Source organism: Rhodococcus sp. NPDC057014, from assembly GCF_042673295.1.
GTDB lineage: Bacteria > Actinomycetota > Actinomycetes > Mycobacteriales > Mycobacteriaceae > Rhodococcus_F.
The window spans coordinates 1-18,576 of sequence record NZ_JBHUSF010000168.1 but is presented as its reverse complement, the minus strand read 5'-3'; the positions used below and the strand labels follow the sequence as shown (position 1 = coordinate 18,576).

16 protein-coding genes and 1 pseudogene are annotated in these 18,576 nt (G+C 66.2%); 9 read left to right on the top strand and 8 right to left on the bottom strand.

The genetic code is table 11. The features are described from left to right. From ACFTZB_RS27430 to ACFTZB_RS27415, 4 genes are all read right to left on the bottom strand, one after another. On the bottom strand, positions 1-807 hold an 807-nt coding region (locus ACFTZB_RS27430), incomplete at its 3' end, for an aldehyde dehydrogenase family protein (protein WP_378435995.1). A 48-nt stretch (positions 808-855) separates the two neighbouring features. Beyond that, entirely contained in the window at positions 856-1,131 is a 276-nt protein-coding gene (locus ACFTZB_RS27425) for a hypothetical protein (protein ID WP_378435993.1), read from the bottom strand. 21 nt (positions 1,132-1,152) lie between these two features. Further along, complete coding sequence (locus tag ACFTZB_RS27420; RefSeq protein WP_378435991.1) at positions 1,153-2,415, bottom strand: bifunctional 3,4-dihydroxy-2-butanone-4-phosphate synthase/GTP cyclohydrolase II; 1,263 nt, start codon at positions 2,413-2,415, stop codon at positions 1,153-1,155. After that, positions 2,412-3,884 (bottom strand): purine-cytosine permease family protein, encoded by a 1,473-nt coding sequence (locus ACFTZB_RS27415; RefSeq protein WP_378435989.1) that lies wholly within the window; start codon positions 3,882-3,884, stop codon positions 2,412-2,414. The genes ACFTZB_RS27420 and ACFTZB_RS27415 overlap by 4 nt, the downstream gene beginning before the upstream one ends. Before the next feature lie 262 nt (positions 3,885-4,146). On the opposite strand from ACFTZB_RS27415, the gene ACFTZB_RS27410 reads away from it, so the two are divergent. Further along, the gene (locus tag ACFTZB_RS27410) at positions 4,147-4,806 is read left to right on the top strand and encodes a GntR family transcriptional regulator (RefSeq protein WP_378435987.1); all 660 of its coding nucleotides are present in this window, start codon (positions 4,147-4,149) and stop codon (positions 4,804-4,806) included. A gap of 88 nt (positions 4,807-4,894) precedes the next feature. Here the strand turns inward: ACFTZB_RS27410 and ACFTZB_RS27405 are convergent, their stop codons facing one another. Genes ACFTZB_RS27405 through ACFTZB_RS27395 form a run of 3 tightly spaced genes read right to left on the bottom strand, consistent with a single transcriptional unit; the run spans position 4,895 to position 7,522 of the window. Continuing rightward, complete coding sequence (locus ACFTZB_RS27405; protein ID WP_378435985.1) at positions 4,895-5,398, bottom strand: flavin reductase family protein; 504 nt, start codon at positions 5,396-5,398, stop codon at positions 4,895-4,897. A gap of 28 nt (positions 5,399-5,426) precedes the next feature. Further along, the gene (locus ACFTZB_RS27400; RefSeq protein WP_378435983.1) at positions 5,427-5,852 is read right to left on the bottom strand and encodes an ester cyclase; all 426 of its coding nucleotides are present in this window, start codon (positions 5,850-5,852) and stop codon (positions 5,427-5,429) included. Next, positions 5,849-7,522 (bottom strand): BCCT family transporter, encoded by a 1,674-nt coding sequence (locus ACFTZB_RS27395; protein WP_378435981.1) that lies wholly within the window; start codon positions 7,520-7,522, stop codon positions 5,849-5,851. Before ACFTZB_RS27395 ends, ACFTZB_RS27400 begins: the two co-directional genes overlap by 4 nt. 198 nt (positions 7,523-7,720) lie before the next feature. On the opposite strand from ACFTZB_RS27395, the gene ACFTZB_RS27390 reads away from it, so the two are divergent. From ACFTZB_RS27390 to ACFTZB_RS27355, 8 genes and pseudogenes are all read left to right on the top strand, one after another. Further along, complete coding sequence (locus ACFTZB_RS27390) at positions 7,721-8,350, top strand: amino acid synthesis family protein (protein WP_378435979.1); 630 nt, start codon at positions 7,721-7,723, stop codon at positions 8,348-8,350. Next, positions 8,347-8,898, top strand: coding sequence for an amino acid synthesis family protein (locus ACFTZB_RS27385; RefSeq protein ID WP_378435977.1), 552 nt, complete (start codon positions 8,347-8,349; stop codon positions 8,896-8,898). Before ACFTZB_RS27390 ends, ACFTZB_RS27385 begins: the two co-directional genes overlap by 4 nt. A 13-nt stretch (positions 8,899-8,911) precedes the next feature. Continuing rightward, positions 8,912-9,643 (top strand): alpha/beta fold hydrolase, encoded by a 732-nt coding sequence (locus tag ACFTZB_RS27380; protein ID WP_378435975.1) that lies wholly within the window; start codon positions 8,912-8,914, stop codon positions 9,641-9,643. Beyond that, complete coding sequence (locus ACFTZB_RS27375; RefSeq protein ID WP_378435973.1) at positions 9,636-11,123, top strand: aldehyde dehydrogenase; 1,488 nt, start codon at positions 9,636-9,638, stop codon at positions 11,121-11,123. The genes ACFTZB_RS27380 and ACFTZB_RS27375 overlap by 8 nt, the downstream gene beginning before the upstream one ends. Before the next feature lie 92 nt (positions 11,124-11,215). Further along, a complete protein-coding gene (locus ACFTZB_RS27370; protein WP_378435971.1) occupies positions 11,216-12,259 on the top strand; it encodes an LLM class flavin-dependent oxidoreductase in 1,044 nt (347 codons plus the stop codon). Between the two features lie 136 nt (positions 12,260-12,395). Continuing rightward, positions 12,396-13,103, top strand: coding sequence for a GntR family transcriptional regulator (locus ACFTZB_RS27365; protein WP_378435969.1), 708 nt, complete (start codon positions 12,396-12,398; stop codon positions 13,101-13,103). Positions 13,104-13,252: 149 nt separating this feature from the next. Further along, positions 13,253-14,694, top strand: a pseudogene (locus ACFTZB_RS27360) (hypothetical protein). Further along, positions 14,694-15,716 carry a glutamate ABC transporter substrate-binding protein gene (locus ACFTZB_RS27355; protein WP_378435967.1) on the top strand — a complete coding sequence of 341 codons (1,023 nt, stop codon included), beginning with the start codon at positions 14,694-14,696 and terminating at the stop codon, positions 15,714-15,716. Before ACFTZB_RS27360 ends, ACFTZB_RS27355 begins: the two are co-directional and overlap by 1 nt. A 672-nt stretch (positions 15,717-16,388) precedes the next feature. On the opposite strand, the gene ACFTZB_RS27350 is transcribed toward ACFTZB_RS27355, so the two are convergent. Beyond that, positions 16,389-18,518 carry a beta-propeller fold lactonase family protein gene (locus tag ACFTZB_RS27350; protein ID WP_378435965.1) on the bottom strand — a complete coding sequence of 710 codons (2,130 nt, stop codon included), beginning with the start codon at positions 18,516-18,518 and terminating at the stop codon, positions 16,389-16,391. Positions 18,519-18,576: the final 58 nt, after the last annotated feature.

Below are 18,576 nucleotides of genomic sequence, written 5' to 3'. Positions count from 1 at the left end.
GTCGAAGACGACGAACGGGGCGTTGCCGCCGAGTTCCATCGACGTCCGCAGGACCCGGTCGGCGGCTTGTTTCAGCAGTACCTTCCCGACGCCGGTCGATCCGGTGAAGGTGACCTTGCGCAGCCGGGAGTCGTCGAACATCGGTGTCGTCAGGGCGGCGGAGTCCGACGTCGGGAGAACGGACAGCACGCCGTCGGGCAACCCGGCGTCGCGGAAGATCTCGGCGAGCAGCAGCATGGTCAACGGGGTTTCGGCGGCCGGCTTGACCACCATCGTGCAGCCCGCGGCGAGCGCGGGGGCGATCTTGCGGGTTCCCATGGCGAGGGGGAAGTTCCACGGCGTGATGGCCAACGTCGGGCCCACCGGTTCCTTGGTGACCAGGATTCGCCCGTTGCCGGTGGGGGACTGGGTGTAGCGGCCGTTGATCCGGACGGCTTCCTCGGAGAACCAGCGCAGAAACTCGCCCCCGTACGTCACCTCGCCGTGGCTTTCCGCGAGCGGCTTGCCCATTTCGAGGGTCATCAGCAGTGCGAACTCGTTGCGGCGCTGATTGATCAGTTCCCAGGCGCGGCGCAGGATGTCGGACCGCTCACGCGCCGATGTCGCGGCCCAGTCCGGCTGAGCGGCGGCCGCGGCGTCGAGCGCGATCCGGCCGTCTTCGGGTCGCGCGTCGGCGACGTCGACGAGCACCTTGCCGTCCGCGGGATTGTGAACACTGAAGGTGCTGCCTCCCGTAGCCGGTATCTGCTTGCAGCCGATCCACAGATCGGTGGGCAACGACGCCAACAGCGTCTGGGTGTCGATCACTTCATTCCTCCTGGGGTGGATATTCTGTGCCCGGGCGTGGAGCGGCCGTCAATACTTCTCGGTGTCGACGAATTCGCAGATGCTGGTGACGGGCGTGTCGACGAAGCCGGCGCGTGCGACGACGTCGCGAAGAGCGGGATCGGCGAGGAACTTCTCGGCCGAGGCACGGTCGGGGAAGTCGGTCAGAACCGTCACGTCGTTGCCGCTGCGATAGATCCGGTGGCCGGTGGCTCCGTGGGCCTGGCGGTTGTCCCGGTGTCCGCCGAACACCGTGCGCCAGGTGTCGAAGTCGTGCACCTCGTGCCGGGTGATGAGTGTGGTCACAACAACGTCTCCGTCACGTCGTCATGCGTGCTGGGTGGCGACCGGGTGGGCGACCGGTGGCCGGTGTCCCAGACGATCGGTCTTGGTCTGCAGGTAGCGCACGTTGTCGGGAGTCGGTTCGATGTGCAGGGGAGTGGTACGCAGGATGCGGGTACCGTATGTCGCCAGCGCGAACTCCTTGTGCGGGTTGTTCGACATCAGATTGACCGAACGGATCCGCAGTTCCGCCAGAATCTTTGCCGCCGTGCCGAAGTCACGCGCATCGACGGGCAAGCCGAGGGCCGTGTTGGCATCGACCGTGTCGTAGCCGCGTTCCTGGAGACCGTAGGCCCGCAGTTTCTGAACGAGTCCGATGCCGCGCCCTTCGTGACCGCGCAGGTAGACGACCACTCCGGCACCGACGCGGGCGATCTCGGCGAGAGCCTGGTCGAGTTGGGGGCCACAGTCGCAGCGCTGGGAGCCGAACACGTCGCCGGTCAGGCATTCCGAGTGGACCCGGACCAGGACGTCGTCCTGATCCGCGACGTCACCGAGCGTCAGCACGAGATGCTCCGTGCCGTCGCCCTCGGCGACCGCGACGGCCTCGAAGATTCCGTGCGGGGTGGGAAGGCGAACGGCGGGACTGGACGCGATGGGCGCCGTCCACCGGCGGTACCGGACGAGGTCCGCGATGGCGAGCTTGTGCAGACCGTGTGTGGAGCAGAACTCGTCGAGGTCCGCCCCACGGGTCATGGTGCCGTCGTCGTTGACGATCTCGCAGATGGCGCCGGCCGGGCGCATCCCGGCCAGCGTGGTGAGGTCGATCGCGGCTTCGGTGTGACCGGGGCGTTCGAGCACGCCGCCCGGTCGGGCCCGCAGCGGGAAGACGTGCCCGGGCCGGGTCAGCTGTTCGGGGCGGGTGTCGGCGGCGAGCAGTCGGATGGTCCGGGCCCGGTCGGCGGCCGAGATCCCGGTGCTGACACCGTCGCGGGCGTCGACGCTCACCGCGTACGCGGTGCCCTTGGGGTCCTCGTTGTCCGTGCACATCGGGGGCAGCCGCAGCGCGTCGAGCCGCTCACCGGCCATCGGCACGCACAGCACCCCGGATCCGTGGCGGACGGTGAAGGCGACGAGTTCCGGTGTCGCACATTCGGCGGCGAAGATCAGGTCGCCCTCGTTCTCCCGATCGTGATCGTCGACCACGACGACGGCGCGTCCGGCGGCGATCTCGGAGAGGGCGCGTTCGACGTCGGCGACGAACGCCGGCACCGAGGTCGGTACGGTCTCGAATGCCTGCTCGGTCATCGCCGCTCACCGCCCGAGGTGACAGGTGTCGAGGCGACGTCGGCCACCGTGTCCACGCGCCCGGTCGGCTGACCCTTCGGGCGACGCCGAACCCCGGGAAGCATGTAGGTGAGGATGTATACCACCGCGGCGACGGCGAAGCCGACGACGTAGGTGAGGTTGCCCCATTCGGGGTGGTGGACGGTGACCCAGCCCTGGTAGAAGGACAGGTTCCAGAAGGGGACGGAGGCAACGACACCGGCGATCCATGCGGCGAATCCCCAGTTCAGCACCAAGGTGTCGTCGTAGAGTTCACCGATCCGGGACTTGTCCTTCCGGCCGCCCACGAAGTAGTCGAGCAGCAGCGCCGCACCGAACGGAGCGATCAGGTAGGCCCCGAGGAACAGGAAGTTCTTGAACTTCGCCTCGAAGCCCTCACCCGCCCAGAGGCTGATGGCGTAGGCGACGACGCAGATGGCGATGACGGCGGTGCGGCGGCTGACCGGAATCCGCAGCGTCTGTACCGAGATGGCGCCGCCGTAGACGTTGAGGAAGTTCTGCGAGAACGAGGACAACAGGACGACGATCAGCGCGACGGGTGCCCACGAACCGGTCAGGCGTGCCAGCGCTCCGATGGGCTCCTCACCGGAGACGGCCGATCCGCCGAGCAGTGCACCGGCGATGCCGAGCCAGGTCAGCGTGATGAAGTTGCCGGCGAGGGTGTAGGCACCGGCGCGCTTGGCGGTGCCGTCGTCGTCGGGAAGGTAACGCGAGTAGTCCGACGCGAACGGCCACCAGGCGATGAGGAACGACATGAAGAAGCCCGCGAACGTGATCCATCCGCCGGTGCCGCCGATGTAGAACGGAGCGTCGGGGTTCGCGTCGAAGCCGACTGCGTCGCTGTTGGTCACCGACACGACAGTGATCAGGACGAATCCGAAGAACAGCACGAACGACAGGATCTTCTGCAGGAAATGGATCATGTTGTACCCGAAGACGGCTACCACCAATTGAATGCTCACGAGCGCCAGCGCGGAGAGCCAGAACGGGATACCGGGCGCGAGTTCGTGCAGTGCCTGCGCACCGAGAATGATTGTCACTGCTGCCCAGCCGATGCCGGCGAAGACGTTGATGTACGCCACGGGGACGAAGTTGCCGAAGAACCCGAGCGGACCCCGCGACTGGATCTGCTGCGGAACGCCGAGGCGGGCGCCCATCTGCGACAGGATGCCCATCACGGCCGCGCCGATCAGGGAGCCCAGCACGATCGCGGTCACTGCCGAGGTCAACGAGAGCCCGAAACTGACGGCCGAGAAGCCCAGCACCATGATCGGAAAGTTCATGCCGGCGGCGAACCAGATGGAGAACTGGGAGCGGGCCGTGCCGTGCCGCTCGACGTCGGGAATGTGGTCGACACCGTACGGCTCGATTGCGGCGACCTTGCTGCGGTAGCGGCGGTCTTCGGTGTCTGGGGAGGAAGGCTGAGACATAAGAACCTCTCTAGTTGCCATGATGTATGGCAGAGGACGTTGTGTAGATCACTGTGCAGAACCGTTGCGACGAAGTCAACCCCCGTCATCAACCCGCCATGGGACGTAATCCAAATGTCATTGCAGGAAAGGGGAGGGGTCGGACAGGCGGACTTCTTGACCAGCGGCGATCGGCGACGGTAACTTGTGGGAAATATTGCCATGCAAGATGGCAGTGCGGTCTGGAGGTAAACGGATGGTCGTCGCGTCGACCCGAAAGCTTGTGACCACGAATTTTCAGGAGCGGGTCGCCGACGGGCTCCGGCAGATGATCATCACCGGCGAGCTCGGGCCGGGTGATGCGCTGTCCGAGGTGAACCTCGCCGAGGCCTTCGGAATCAGCCGAACTCCCGTGCGCGAGGCGCTCAAGCAGCTGCAGATCGAGGGACTCGTGGAGATCCGATCCCGCGTCGGCACATTCGTCGCCGCCCCGTCCCGGCGCGAGATCAACGAGCTGTTCGAGATGAAACAGCTCCTCGAGGGCGCCGCCGCGCGGCTGATGGCCGCCCGCGGCAGCATTCCCGAACTGGATGCGATGAGATCCAACGTTGCGGACGCGGACGCAGCGGTCCTCGCAGGCGACACCGCACGGTACGCCGACCTGGTCCGCGAGTTCCACGAGATCCTGATCGTCGGCGCGGACAACGGCAAACTCGCCACCCACTATCGAATTCTGATGAATCAGTTGGCATACGGTCGGCTCGTGAAAACGTCACTTGCGCAACCTGGTCGCTCACTCGACTCCGAACGCGAACACCACCGGGTGCTCGACCTCATCGTCGACAAAGACGGTGCGGGCGCCGAGCAGCTCATGCGGCAGCACGTTCAGGCAAGCCATCACGCGGTAATGGCCGGGCTGGACGCGACGGGTCCGGCGAGCTGACCGATGTAGTAGCGAACAATCCGCGGGCCCACCTGATCGACAGGTGGGCCCGCGTTCGTCTCCGGGCTCGTCCCGGCGTCGGCCGGTATCATCCCAGCGGGGTGAGAGCCCCTCCGTCGAAGAACTTTCCGGTGCTGTAGATCATCGGAGTCTGCTCGGTCACCGCGGCATGCAGGACGCGGCAGATGAACACCGTGTGAGTGCTGGCCTGCAGCCGCTCCCGGATCTCGACCTCCATCTGCGCGCTGCTGCGCTCGATCAGCGGACTTCCGTAGGGTCCGGGCCGCCAGTCGAGGTCGGCGAACTTGTCGGCGGACTTCGATGCGAACTTGCCGACGACATCCATCTGGGCCGTGGACAGGATGTTGATCGCGAGGTGATCGGCGCGGAAGAGGCAGTCGTGTGTGTTCGACGTACGCTGCACGCAGACCATGACGGTCGGCGGGTCGAGCGAGATGCTGGCAAAGGCGTTGACCGCCAGACCCTTCGGGGAGTCGCCGTCCAGTGCGGTGATCACGGTGACGCCGGTGACGAACTGGCGGTTGACCTGCTTCATCAGGTCGATGTCGGCGTTCTGCTGAAGTGGTGACATGGTGTGTTCTCCGTGTTGATGCCGTGGGTCAGTCTTGGCCGACGGTGATGATGCCGAGTGCGGACAGGAGCGCGCGGGGGTCCCAGGTCACGAATTCTTCGACAATGCCGTCCCCGTCGAAGCGTGCGAACGTGGCCCCGCTGACCTGGACGCGCTTGCCGGTCGTGGGGATGCCCATGAACGCGCCGGTGTGGCTGCCTGCGCTGTGCCAGCGGATCGCGGCGCGGTCGCCCTCGAGGACGATGTCGTCGATCGTGGTCTTCAGATCGGGGAAGGCGGCGCGCGTCGACAGGATCGACGCCTTGAAGGTCTCGCGGTTCTGAGCGGATCCGTGGGTGCCGTGGCGCTGGTAGTGCGGGTCGAGGATGGTATCGAAGGCGTCCACCTCCCCTCGGTCCCAGGCTGCGTCCCACACCTTCACAATCAGCTCACGCCGGGTGGTGTCATCGGTCATTTCATGTGTTCCTTTCGGTCGGAAACGAGTTCTCTCCAGAACGACACCGTCAAGCCGGCGACGATCACGAGGAAGGGGAGTGAGGTCACGATCACGGTGTTCTGCAAGGCATTCAGTCCGCCTGCCAGCATGAGCACGATGGCGGTGATACCCGTGAGTACGCCCCACAGTACGAGGATCCAACGGGCCGGGGTCAGCGAGCCGTTCGAGGTCATCATGCTCAGCACGTAGGTGTTCGCGTCGGCTCCGGATACGAAGAATACGACGACGAGAACGATGGCGATCACCGATGTTGCCGTGGCGAACGGGTAGTGCTCGAGTGTGGCGAAGAATGCGCTGTTGATATCCGCCGCGGTGCGCTCGGCGATGTCGCCGCCTTCGTACATGTCGATGTGGATGGCGGTGCCGCCGAACACTGTGAACCACGTGAAGAAGACGGCGCTGGGCACGACGAGGACTCCCATGATGAATCCTCGGATGGTGCGTCCGCGTGAGATGCGGGCGAGGAATACTCCGACAAACGCGCCCCAGGACACCCACCAGGCGAGCATGAAGTAGGTCCACCACTGCATCCACTCGAGGTCGCCGAACGCGGTGCCCTGCAGGCTCATCCGGAAGAAGTCGCTCGCCCACGTGCCGAGGGACTCGATGTATAGATTCGCGACGAACACCGCCGGGCCGACGACGAGAATGAAGGCGAACAACGCGATCGCCAGCGCGGTGCTGCATTGGCTGAGGAACTTGATGCCCTTGTTGACACCGGTGACGGCCGACAACGTGAACAACGCTGTGACGACTGCGATGATCAGCACCTGCGACACCGAGTCCACCGGCGTGCCGAACAGGGTGGCCAGCCCGTTGTTGACCTGAAGTGCGCCGAGTCCGAGCGACGTGGTCGTGCCGAACAGCGTGGCGAATACCGCGAGGACGTCGATCGTCTTGCCGAGGGGACCGTTCACACGGTCGCCGAGTAGGGGATGGAAAAGCTGGCTCACCAACGTCCGCCGGCCCTTGCGGTGCGTCGAGTAGGCGATGGCCAGGCCGAACACTGCGAAGATGGCCCACGCGTGCACGCCCCAGTCGAAGTAGGAGTACTGCATCGCGCGCACGGCGGCGTCGGTGGTTTTCGGCTCCGCGAGACCGTGTGGCGGCGAGGCGAAGTGTGAGATCGGTTCGGCGACGCCGTAGGAGATCAGGCCGATCCCCATGACCGCGCTCAAGATCATCGCGAGCCAACTGGGCGTCGAGAACTCCGGCTTCTCGTCGTTGCGGCCGAGGCGAATGTCGCCGGCGGGGCTGAACGCGAGGAAGACCAGAAAGACCAGGATACACAGCGTCACTACGAGATACGTCCAGCCGAAGGTGGATGTCATCCAGTTGAGCGAGTTGGTGGTGACGTCGTTGAGGTTCTCGGTGAAGGCGGCTGCCCACACGACAAACAGCGCCGAGACGCCGACCGACGTCCAGAAGACGCTGCCGAGTTCGTTGCGGCGGAATCGATTCCCGAGTGATCGATTGCCGCGACCGGGAACGCGAGCGCCGCCGCCGAGTGCGGCGATGGGTGCCGTCTCCGATGCGCTGTCGGTCGTGGTCGGTTTCGATGGGGTGGGACGGTGGCCCGATATGGGGGTCGTCTGAATCGACTGGCCGCTGCTCGGCTGCTCTACCATGCAAGAGATTATTAGGCGCGTCACATTCGCCTGTCAATGACGGAATGTGATCGACGCGAGCGCGGCGGGTCTGTTTACTGAGTGAATGACAGTTGAACTGGTCATATGCCGCGCATCCCATAGGTGGCGCCGACGGATTTCCCGACGAGGTGTTGACAGCTCTTGACCGAAGCGTGAGCCATGACTACGGTACGTTGTATGCAAGAGCGGAATCGAAATTGTATTGAGGCGGGCATCGAAATCCGCAAGCTGTCGCTCTATCGCGAGGAGATCGTGACCGAGGCGGGGGCGGCCCCTGCTCGTCCGGCATTTCGCGCCAGTGTCGCGGCTGTGGTCACGAACCCCTGGGTGGGCACCGGTGCTGCCACCGACCTGTCCGATGCAGTCGGTGAAATCGCACCTCGGCTCGCGAAGTTGCTGACCGACAAACTCATCGAGACACTCGGTGGCGCGGACCGGATCGAGGCGTTCGGCAAGGCTGCAATCGTCGGCACCGCCGGCGAGATCGAGCACGGCGGCGCCCTGATCCACACGCCGTACTTCGGGAACCTCGTCCGCGAGTTCCTGCAGGGGGGGTCCATCATCTGCTTCGCTGACACGAGGGCGGAAGCAGGCGAAGAACTGATCGTCCCGATGTGGCACAAGGAGCACGCCGCCACCCGAAGTCACTACCAGACCGTGAGCGCGCGAGTGGCAGATGCACCGCGCGCCGACGAGATCGTCGTCATTGCAGCGGCGTCGACCGGACCCCGTCCGCATCCGCGCATCGGCGACCGCGCAACCGACCCCGCTGTCACCGCTCAGAACCTGGAGGCTGTCCTTTCATGAACGTTCGCAAGATCATCACCGTCGTCGAAGAGATTCTGACCGAAGGGGGCCGCCCCGTGTCGCCCGCCGCGCGCGTGGCCATCGTCGCGGCGGTTATCGACAACCCCTGGGCTGGGCAGGGTTTCGTCGACGACCTCGGTCCCGGCATCGACGACACCGCGTCGGCTGCGGGCGCACTGCTGGCGCCGAAGGTGCTCGAGGCACTCGGGGCGCCCGCGGAGGCGTACGGTAAGGCCGCAATCGTCGGACTGAACGGAGAGATCGAGCACGGCTCGGGTCTCATCCACACACTGAAGTTCGGCGACCATTTCCGCAAGGCGGCGAACGCGACGACCCTGCTGCCTGCCGTCGAGAAGCGCGGACCCGCAGGCATCGTCTTCGACATCCCGCTCAAGCACATCACCGACGCGACGATCCGATCCCACCACCAGACCGTGGAAGTGAGGATCGCCGACGCGCCGCACCCGAACGAGATCGTGATCGCACTGGCCGCAGCCGCCCAGGGACGCCCCCAGCAGCGTCTCGCTCCGCTCGCGTCCGAGCAGTAACCGGGTACGTTCCATGAGCAAGCCAACCATGGTGCTGTTGCACGGCGTCGGGCTCGATCACACGATGTGGGAGCCCGTCGCCGCGCTGCTCGCAGACCGGTACACGGTGATCACGCCCGACCTGCCCGGGCACGGCGCACGGCCCCCAGCCGCCGACGGCACGACCCTTGCCGACCTCGCCGACGGCATCGTCGACGACGTACCCCCGGGGTCGCATCTGGTGGGCTTCTCTCTGGGGGCACTCGTCGCCCAGTATCTCGCGCTCCGCCGCCCCGAACTGGTGGCGACGCTGACCTCGGTGAGTTCCGTCTGCCGGCGCACGGACGACGAGCGCACGGCGGTGCTGGCCCGATTGTGCACCGCTCGTGACGATTTCGCAGCAAGTGCGGCGACGTCGATCACCCGGTGGTACGCCGGCACCGCGGTCGGGCCGGAGTGGGTCCGCCGGACCCGGGAGACGTTGTCGGCGAACGACGTCGCATCCTTCGTGAACTGCTACCGGGTGTTCGCGACCGCAGACGCGGAAATCGGTTCGGAGCTCGATTCGATCGCCGTGCCCGCCCTCGCGGTGACCGGCAGCGACGATCCCGGTTCCACTCCGGAGATGACACACCGGCTCGCGTCGGCCTTGCCGCACTGCAGGCCGGTGATCATCGACGACGCGCGGCACATGCTTCCCATCGAGCGTCCGGAGGCGCTCGTCGACTGCATCACGACCTTCATCGGAGAGCACGCACATGTCTGACCTCGAACAGTTGCACCACTTCATCGGCGGAGAACACGTCGCGCCCAAGTCCGGCGAGTACTTCGAGAGCACGAATCCGGCCACCCGGGAGACGCTGTACCAGGCAGCCCGGGGAAACACGGCCGACATCGAGCGTGCCGTCGCGGCGGCGAAGACGGCGTTCGACGACCCGCGCTGGCGCGATCTCAGCCAGGCTCGGCGCGGCCATCTGCTTCGTCGTCTCGGCGATCTCATCGCGGAGAACGCCGAGGAGCTCGCCCGCATGGAGGTCGTGGACAACGGTAAGTTGCTGCGCGAGATGCGCGGGCAGTTGGCGACGCTGCCGGAGTATTACTACTACTACGCCGGACTGGCCGACAAGATTCAGGGCGACGTCGTTCCGACGTCGGACCGTCGGGTGCTGAACTACACCTCGCGCGAGCCGCTCGGTGTGGTGGGTGCGATCACGCCCTGGAACTCGCCGCTCACGCTCACGACCAGCAAGCTGGCTCCCGCGCTGTGCGCAGGCAACACCGTGGTCGTCAAGCCTTCGGAGTACACGTCGCGCTCGGCGCTGCGACTTGCCGAGCTGACGCTGGAAGCGGGCTTCCCGGCAGGCGCCGTCAACGTCGTGACCGGTTTCGGCGCCGAAGCCGGTCAAGCACTGGTCGACCACCCCGATCTCGCGAAGATCTCGTTCACCGGCAGCACTGCGACGGGCGCGCGGATCGCGGCGGCCACGGCGAGCCGGTTCATCGGATCGACGTTGGAGCTGGGTGGGAAGTCGCCCAACATCGTCTTCGAGGACGCGAACGTGGCCAACGCGGCGATGGGCGTCGTCGCGGGCATCTTCGCGGCCGCCGGGCAGACCTGCATCGCAGGCAGCCGGGTGTTCGCGCACCGCGCCGTCTACGACGAGTTGCTCGAGCGAGTCACCGAGCGCGCGAAGACCATTCGGATCGGTGACCCTCTCGACGACGCAACCGAACTCGGACCGCTCGCCTTCGCGGACCAGCGTGACAAGGTGGCGGGCTATGTCGATCTCGGCCGTAGCGAAGGAGCACGGGTCGTCACGGGCGGCCGGGCCTGCGACGGCGGGCTCGGCGGGTACTTCTACGAGCCCACCGTCCTCGTCGACGTCGACAACGACATGCGGGTGGTGCGGGAGGAGATCTTCGGTCCCGTGGCCGCGATCATGCCGTTCGAGACCGAGGAAGAAGTGATCCGGCTCGCCAACGACACCGACTACGGCCTCGCGGCCGGGGTGTGGACGACCAACCTGTCGCGGGCACACCGCATGGCCTCGCGACTCGAAGCCGGGACGGTCTGGGTGAACACCTACCGCGCGATGTCGCCGATGTCGCCGCGCCAGGGCTTCAAGAGCAGTGGCGTCGGCATCGAGCACGGCACCGAGACGATCAAGGAGTACACGAGGCTCAAGAGCGTCTGGATCAACACGAGCGAGGATCCCGTCGCGGATCCGTTCACCATGCGGAGCTGACCGCACCGAACTCTGGGCAGCACGATTGCCCGACGGCGCCGACACGCCGGATTTGCACATTAACCACACGAATTGCAGAGGAGGAACAGCAGATGAGGTTTTCGCTGTTCGTGCACATGGAGCGATGGGACGAAAGCGTCAGCCACCGCCAACTGTTCGAGAACCTGACCGAGCTGACGCTGATGGCCGAGGCCGGTGGATTCGAGACCGTGTGGATCGGTGAGCACCACGCGATGGAATACACCATTGCGCCCAGTCCGATGCCGTTGCTGTCCTACCTGGCCGGCCAGACGTCGACCATCCGGCTCGGCGCCGGCACGATCATCGCGCCGTTCTGGAACCCGATCCGGGTGGCGGGCGAGTGTGCTCTGCTCGACGTCATCAGCAACGGCCGCATGGAGGTCGGTCTGGCACGCGGCGCGTACCAGTTCGAGTTCGACCGCCTGGCGGACGGCCTGCCCGCCGGCGAAGGCGGCAAGCACCTGCGCGAACTCGTGCCCGCCGTGCGTGAACTGTGGAAGGGCGACTACGCCCACGACGGCGAGATCTGGAAATTCCCGACCTCGACGAGCGTGCCGAAACCGGTTCAGCAACCGATGCCACCGATGTGGGTCGCCGCCCGCGATCCGGCCTCGCACGACTTCGCGGTCGCGCAGGGGTGCAACGTGATGGTGACGCCGCTGATGAAGGGCGACGAGGAAGTCGCCGACCTCAAGAGCAAGTTCGAGACGGCTGTCGAGAATCATCCCGAGGTGCAGCGGCCCGAGATCATGGTGCTCCGGCACACGTACGTGCACTCGGCCGACGATCCGGAGGGCTGGCGACCGGCGGCCGAGGGCATCCAGAAGTTCTATCGGACGTTCGACGCGTGGTTCGGGAACAAGAAGGCCCCGGTCAACGGTTTCCTGGAACCGAGCCCGGAGTCGAAGTTCGCCGAGCGGCCCGAGTTCTCCCCGGAGTCGCTGCACAAGACCGCGATGATCGGGACGCCGGAGGAAGTGGTCGACCGCCTGCGGTACTACCAGGAACTCGGAATCGACGAGTTCAGCTTCTGGGCGGACAACACCCTCTCGCACGAGGAGAAGCGCAAGTCGCTCGAGCTGTTCATCAAGGAAGTCGTCCCCGCGTTCCGCTGACACTCGCAGGTGTCGGCACCGACACGTGGGCACCGCACCCGCCCGGGCCACCGGCGGTCCGGGCGGGTGTCGGAAACATCCGCTGCGGCGCGCCGCGGCAGCGCTCGGAGCGAACCACCAGCAATGTACGGTTGACATGCAAGATACATGGCAGACCGGTGAAGGGGGAGCGATGGACGTCGCGGCGTCGCGGAGACTCGACACGAGCAACTTCCAGGAACGCGCGGCCGACGGAATCCGGGAGATGATCATCTCGGGCGAACTCGCACCCGGACAGTCGCTGTCCGAGATTTCCCTCGCCGACACCTTCGGGATCAGCCGCACCCCCATCCGGGAAGCTCTCAAACAGCTTCAGATCGAGGGCCTGGTGGAGATCCGCCCGAGGGTGGGTACTTTCGTCGCGGTTCCGTCTCGGCGCGAGATCAACGAACTGTTCGAGATGAAACAGCTCCTCGAGGGTGGTGCCGCCCGATTGATGGCCGCGCGCGGCGACGTCCCCGAACTCTCCGCGATGAAGGCCAACGTTCGCGAGGCCGACGCCGCCGTAGAGGCCGGCGACGTCGAGCGGTACGCGCACCTGGTCCACGAGTTCCACGAGATCCTCATCGTCGGTGCGGACAACGGCAAGCTCGCCACCCACTACCGCCTGCTGATGAATCAACTCGCCTATCGGCGGCTAGTGAAAACCTCCCTCTCGCAACCCGGCCGGTCACTCGAGTCCGAACGTGAACACCACACCGTCCTCGAACTGATCATCGCCAAGGACGGTATCGGCGCCGAGAACTACATGCGACGTCACGTCCACGCCAGCCAGCAAGCGCTCATGTCACAGCTCGACAGCTGACCGAGGACACGCCAGGCCGAGGGGGACGGACCGATGTGAACCTCACCGAGATCGCGTGGGCGGCGTCGCTCGCAACCGGGGTGCTGCTCCTCGGCGTATGACCTCGGGTTCACCCGCGCGCTCCGATTGAGCGTAAACCGACGTCCGTCATGTCGGTCCGTCGACCACTACCTTCGGTGCACACTGGACTCAGCCACGCCGCCCGGATCGCTGCTCAACCGGAACAGCGGCGGCGGCGCAGGAGGGCCGGATGTTCCACCGCGGCGACCACGTCGTCACCGAAACCCCGACGCTCGACGAGGACCTGCTCGTCGAGCCCGAAGGTCGCCGCCCGTGGGTCGAATTCCTCACGTCCACGCCCGGACGGCTGACCGTGCTGGGGGTCGCGCTCATCGCCGTGGTCATCGCCGCCGGCGTGATCACCTCGGCGGCGGTCGGCGCGCGGCAACAGCGAGTCGAGGTACTCCGCACCCACACCGAGCCACTGGCGAACGCTGCCCAGGCCCTCTACAGCTCGCTGTCGATCGCCGATGCGGCCGCTACGACGTCCTTCATCTCCGGCGGCGGGTCGGGTACCGGGGCGGAGCAGTTCACGCAGGCGGTCGGGGACGCGTCGAACGCGCTGGTCACGGCCACCAACGGGGTGTCATCTCAGGATGCCGAATCGCTGTCACTGTTGTCGGATGTCGTGCGCAATCTCGCCGAGTACTTCAATCTCGTCGCCACGGCTCAAGCGAACGATCGGGCCGGCAACCCGGTCGGGGTGGCATATCTGTCCGATGCCTCGGCGCTCATGCAGGACACCATCCTCCCGTTGGCGGAGCAGTTGTACGTCCGTCAGGCCGGGGCGGTCGCCGAGACCCAGACACACACGGCCCAACTGCCCGCGGCCGCGTTCACGGTGACCGCGGCCGCGCTCGCCGCGCTCGTCTTCGCCCAGCTGTACGTCGTGCGAAAGAGCAAGCGCCGGTTCAACCCCGGCCTCGCTGTCGCAACGTTGCTCATGGCGGGACTTCTGATCTGGCTGATCGCCGGAAGCCTGGTGTCGACGTCGGCAAGCGAACGCGCGAGAACCGAAGGAACACAACCCATCAACACCGTCGCGCGCGCTCGAATCCTGGCGCAGCAGGCCCGCGCCGACGAGACCCTCGCCCTGCTGCAGCGCGGGGCCGACACCCAATCGGAGATCGATTACACGCGGCACTCCCAGGCATTGACCGACGAACTCACCCGGCAGCTGGACAGCTCGCACGGTGAGGTCGCCACGGACGACCTCCGCGATGCCGCGGCGGCCCGCGACGGCTGGCTGGCTGCGCACCGGGACATCGAGATCGCCCTGGAGCGCGGTGACTACCCGACCGCCGCGGCGATCGCCGCCGGCTCCGGCTCCGGCACCTCGGCGGCGAAGTTCGCGGCCATGGACGAAGCGCTGCAAAACGCGATCGACCGACTTCGCGACGACGAGGCAAGCGCCGTGACCGACGCCTATCGGTCGATGTCGTCCTTGGCGATCGGTAGCATGATTATTGGCGTGTCCTGCGGATTCGCCGTCGGCGGGGGTATCTGGCCGCGACTGAACGAGTATCACTGATGACGCAGATGAGGATTGCGAGACCGGGGGCGAGGCCGCGTGCTCGGCACCTGGTCGGCATTCTCGCTGTCGCCGTTTTCGCGGGCTGCGCGGCACCCGACCCTCTCACCCCGACGGTCGCGGGCACGTACACCACACGGCCGATGACGAACGGTGCGCAAATCATCCCGCCCACGAACAATCCGCCGCCTGCAGGACCGTCTCCCGAGTCGTGCGGAGCGCTCGCGAGCCTGCGGCCCGGCCCGCAGCCCCCGCCCGGGCAGATGCCGCCCGGTGGGGCACTCGCCGAGATCGCGGCGCGCGGCCGGTTGATCGTCGGTGTCGACCAGAACACGAACCCGTTCAGCTTCCGCGACCCGACCACGGGCACCCTGCAGGGCTTCGACATCGACGTGGCGAAGGAAATCACCCAGGACATCTTCGGCGATCCGTCAAAAGTCGAATTCCGGCTGCTCACCTCGGCCGGCCGGTTCACGGCACTCGAGCACAACGATGTCGACGTCGTCGTTCACGCCACCGCGATCACGTGCGAACGCGCCCAGCGCGTCGCCTTCACCACCGAATACTTCCGCGCCTTTCAGCGAATCATGGTCCCGCGGGGTTCCGACATCACGGGGCCGGCGGACCTGGCCGGAAAACGGGTCTGCACCTTCGTCGACACCACGTCACTCCCCACTGTCCAACGGGTCGCGCCGGAAGCCACGATCGTGGCGGTCCCCGATTGGGACGACTGCCTCGTCACCATGCAGAAACGGCAGGCCGACGCGACCAGCACCTCCGACTCGCTCCTGGCCGGCCTGGTGTCCCAGGACCCGCATTTTCAGATCGTGGGACCACCGATGGAGGACGAAGAGCACTGGGGAATCGGTGTCAACAAGTACAAGGACGACCTGGTGCGGTTCGTCAACGGCACCCTCGACCGCATGCGCGCGGACGGCATGTGGATGCGCCTGTACGACCGGTGGCTCGCCGCTTCGCTCGGGCCGGTCGCAGGCCCGCCCCCGGCCACCTATCGGGATTGAAACGACGGTTCCGCTCGCACAACCAACCGAAAGTTGGTTGATGATGCAGGCAGTTCTGCTGTGAGCAGGCACCGGTCACCGATCCGCAACCGGCGACATCTTTCGTTCCCAGGTTAGTCGGCATCGAGCGTCCACGTTCGCGCGTGCGCATACCGCCGTCACTGCGGCACGACTCGATACTCAGCTGGCGCCGGGGATAATTCCCGCCCGCGAAAGCTGGCCCATTACATCGATCAGCCAGGAAGTTACGCGCGGGTGGAAATGGGGACCAGAAGTTTCAGCTGTCTCCCGCCAGATGAACGAAGCTGTCCGTTTGAATCACCTTTTACGTGCAGTGGCCGGCGATGTCGTCGGGGGCGCAGCCCACGATAATCGGCAGCCCGACAGCCGGCAGCCCAAACAACGAGGAGGAGGGAGTGGCACACCAATGGTGAGGTTTCGATGATCGAATCCCTTGTGGTGTCTCAGAAGGTCGGCCTCCCAGTAAGGCGGCTCAACCGGATTGCGTCAGGTTGCGCACCTCGTCGGCTGGCAGAGGAGAACGCGCCTGCCGACCTTCGTTCATGTCGCCCCGTTCGCGCGCGGCCGGTGGGGCTCTACCTGTGCCGACGGAACGGCCCCCGCTCCTTCACGGGATCGGGGCCGTTCACGTCATCCGGCGTGTCGGTTCGGTCACGTGAGCACCGCGGCGGGTGCGCCGCCCGGTGCGCCGGTGACGGCATACACTTTGCCGTCCGCGTAGTCGGTGACGTACAGCGTGCCGGTGTCCGGATCGACCAGCAGGACTCGGTAGGGTCCGTACGACCCGGAGGTCGAGCCGTCCGGGTCGGTCACGAAGGTGCCGAGGACGGCGTATGTCGAGGCGTCGACCACCGAGACGGTCCGGCCGTCCGCGCCGGAGACATACAGCAGATCGCCGTCCGCGCTGACAGCCACGTCTTGTGCTCCCGCGGGCAGCCGGACGGTCGCGAGCTGGGTCCCGTAGGTGGTACTGGACGGGTCGACGTCGATCACCGTGACGACCTCGTATCCGCCCGTCACGCGCCAGGTCTGTCCGGTTTCGTCGGTGATGAACCATCCGTTGGAGTAGCCGCCGCTGGCGCGCTCCACCGTGCTGACGTGGTACGTGACATAGGCTCGGGTGCCGTCCGCGTTGATCGCGACACTGCTGGTGACATCGGTGAACTCGCTGCTCGAGCGGGTGTGGTCCCACACAGGCCCGACTCTCAGGGTGCTGATCGCCGTCATGGATTCGGTGTCGATCACGGTAACGGACGCGGCCGGCTCCGACGACGTCATGGAGATGCCCGCGCCGCTCGTGCCGTACAGGCGACTTCCGTCCTCGCTGACGGCCAGATCGGTGAAGTATCCGAGGGGCTGGGAGGTGATCACGTCGTTCGTTGCGGTATCGACCACCGACACGGTGCCGTCCTCACCGCTGGCGTAGAGGCGTGTCCCGTCGGGGCTCACGATCAGCTCCTGCGCCAGGGAATAGCCCTGAAAGTCCGGGGACGTGGGCAGATAGATCGTGTCGACGACGGTGCCGGTGGTCGTGTCGATCACCGAGACGGTGCCGGCCCATGGGCTGTTGACGTACACCCGGTCCGCGTCCGGGGTGGCCGCGATGTTCGACGACGCCCAGTCGACCGCGATCGGCGACCCGACGACCGTGTTGGTGTCGCGGTCGACGACCTGAACGAAGCCGTCTTCGCTCACGACGTACAGCCGGTCGCCGACGAGGACCGCGCCGGTCGGGGTGCCTTCCGCCGGGATCGATGTCGAGTCGACCTCGAGGACATCGGGAACCTGCGTCGGTGAGACCGCAACGGTGACAACGATGTTCGTCACTGCTTGGCCGTCTGCGAGGGCGATGGTGAAGTGGTCGGCGTCCTCTCCCGGCGTTTGCAGGGCGAGGTCGCGGGCGGCGACGGTCGGGATGTAGGTGAAGGTCGAGCCGTCGGAGAGGACCGATCCGGACCCGGGCGCGGTGTTCGAGAAGGTGACCGGGTCGCCATCCGGGTCTTTGGGGTCGACGAGGGTGACGAGGACCGCGCCGTCGGACGGCCGAGGTGCGCCGGCCGTCCAACTTGCTGTGGGTGCGGAGTTCACGAATGTGAGTGTCACGGCCCGCACCCGCCCGTCGGCCGCATCGGTGACGAGCATCCGGGAACCGTCGGCACTGAGCACGATGGAATGGTCGCCGGACTCGGTGGGCGAGTCGAAGGAGAGTGTGGACACGACGGTGTTGATGCGCGTGTCGATGACGGTCAGCCTGTCCGGATCGGAGACGACATAGGCTGCGCTCCCGTCGGGGGACACCCGCACGTCGGTCGGCCGCGACCCGACGGCGACAGTGCCGACGATGGTGTTGTTGGCGGTGTCGATGACCGAGACGCTGTTGCCGGCGCGGTTGGTCACGTACACACGTTTGCCGTCGGGGCTCACGGCGACGCCGCTGGGAGTCGTGCCGGTCTTGACGGTGGCCACGACGGTGTTGTTGGCAGTGTCGATGACCGAGACGGTGTTGCTGCTGCGGTTGGTGACGTACACACGGGTGCCGTCGCGGTTGACGGCGACGGCGCTGGGAGTCGTGCCGGTCTTGACGGTGGCGACGACGGTGTTGTTGGCGGTGTTGATCACCGAGACGTTGCCGCTGCTGCTGTTGGTGACATACGCGCGCGTGCCGGTGGGGTTGACCGCGACGGCGCTGGGAGTCGTGCCGGTCTTGACGGTGGCGACGACGGTGTTGTTGGCGGTGTTGATCACCGACACGTTGCCGCTGACGCTGTTGGTGACGTACACCCGGGTGCCTGTCTCTTATACCCAACAGGCGCTGCGAGACGTTCCGGTCGTGACGGTC

Coding starts and splice junctions, on each gene's coding strand:
- ACFTZB_RS27420 (WP_378435991.1), bottom strand. CDS start 2,415: ATGACCGAGCAGGCATTCGAGACCGTACCGACCTCGGTGCCGGCGTTC.
- ACFTZB_RS27415 (WP_378435989.1), bottom strand. CDS start 3,884: ATGTCTCAGCCTTCCTCCCCAGACACCGAAGACCGCCGCTACCGCAGC.
- ACFTZB_RS27405 (WP_378435985.1), bottom strand. CDS start 5,398: ATGTCACCACTTCAGCAGAACGCCGACATCGACCTGATGAAGCAGGTC.
- ACFTZB_RS27400 (WP_378435983.1), bottom strand. CDS start 5,852: ATGACCGATGACACCACCCGGCGTGAGCTGATTGTGAAGGTGTGGGAC.
- ACFTZB_RS27395 (WP_378435981.1), bottom strand. CDS start 7,522: ATGGTAGAGCAGCCGAGCAGCGGCCAGTCGATTCAGACGACCCCCATA.
- ACFTZB_RS27390 (WP_378435979.1), top strand. CDS start 7,721: ATGCAAGAGCGGAATCGAAATTGTATTGAGGCGGGCATCGAAATCCGC.
- ACFTZB_RS27385 (WP_378435977.1), top strand. CDS start 8,347: ATGAACGTTCGCAAGATCATCACCGTCGTCGAAGAGATTCTGACCGAA.
- ACFTZB_RS27380 (WP_378435975.1), top strand. CDS start 8,912: ATGAGCAAGCCAACCATGGTGCTGTTGCACGGCGTCGGGCTCGATCAC.
- ACFTZB_RS27375 (WP_378435973.1), top strand. CDS start 9,636: ATGTCTGACCTCGAACAGTTGCACCACTTCATCGGCGGAGAACACGTC.
- ACFTZB_RS27370 (WP_378435971.1), top strand. CDS start 11,216: ATGAGGTTTTCGCTGTTCGTGCACATGGAGCGATGGGACGAAAGCGTC.
- ACFTZB_RS27365 (WP_378435969.1), top strand. CDS start 12,396: ATGCAAGATACATGGCAGACCGGTGAAGGGGGAGCGATGGACGTCGCG.
- ACFTZB_RS27355 (WP_378435967.1), top strand. CDS start 14,694: ATGACGCAGATGAGGATTGCGAGACCGGGGGCGAGGCCGCGTGCTCGG.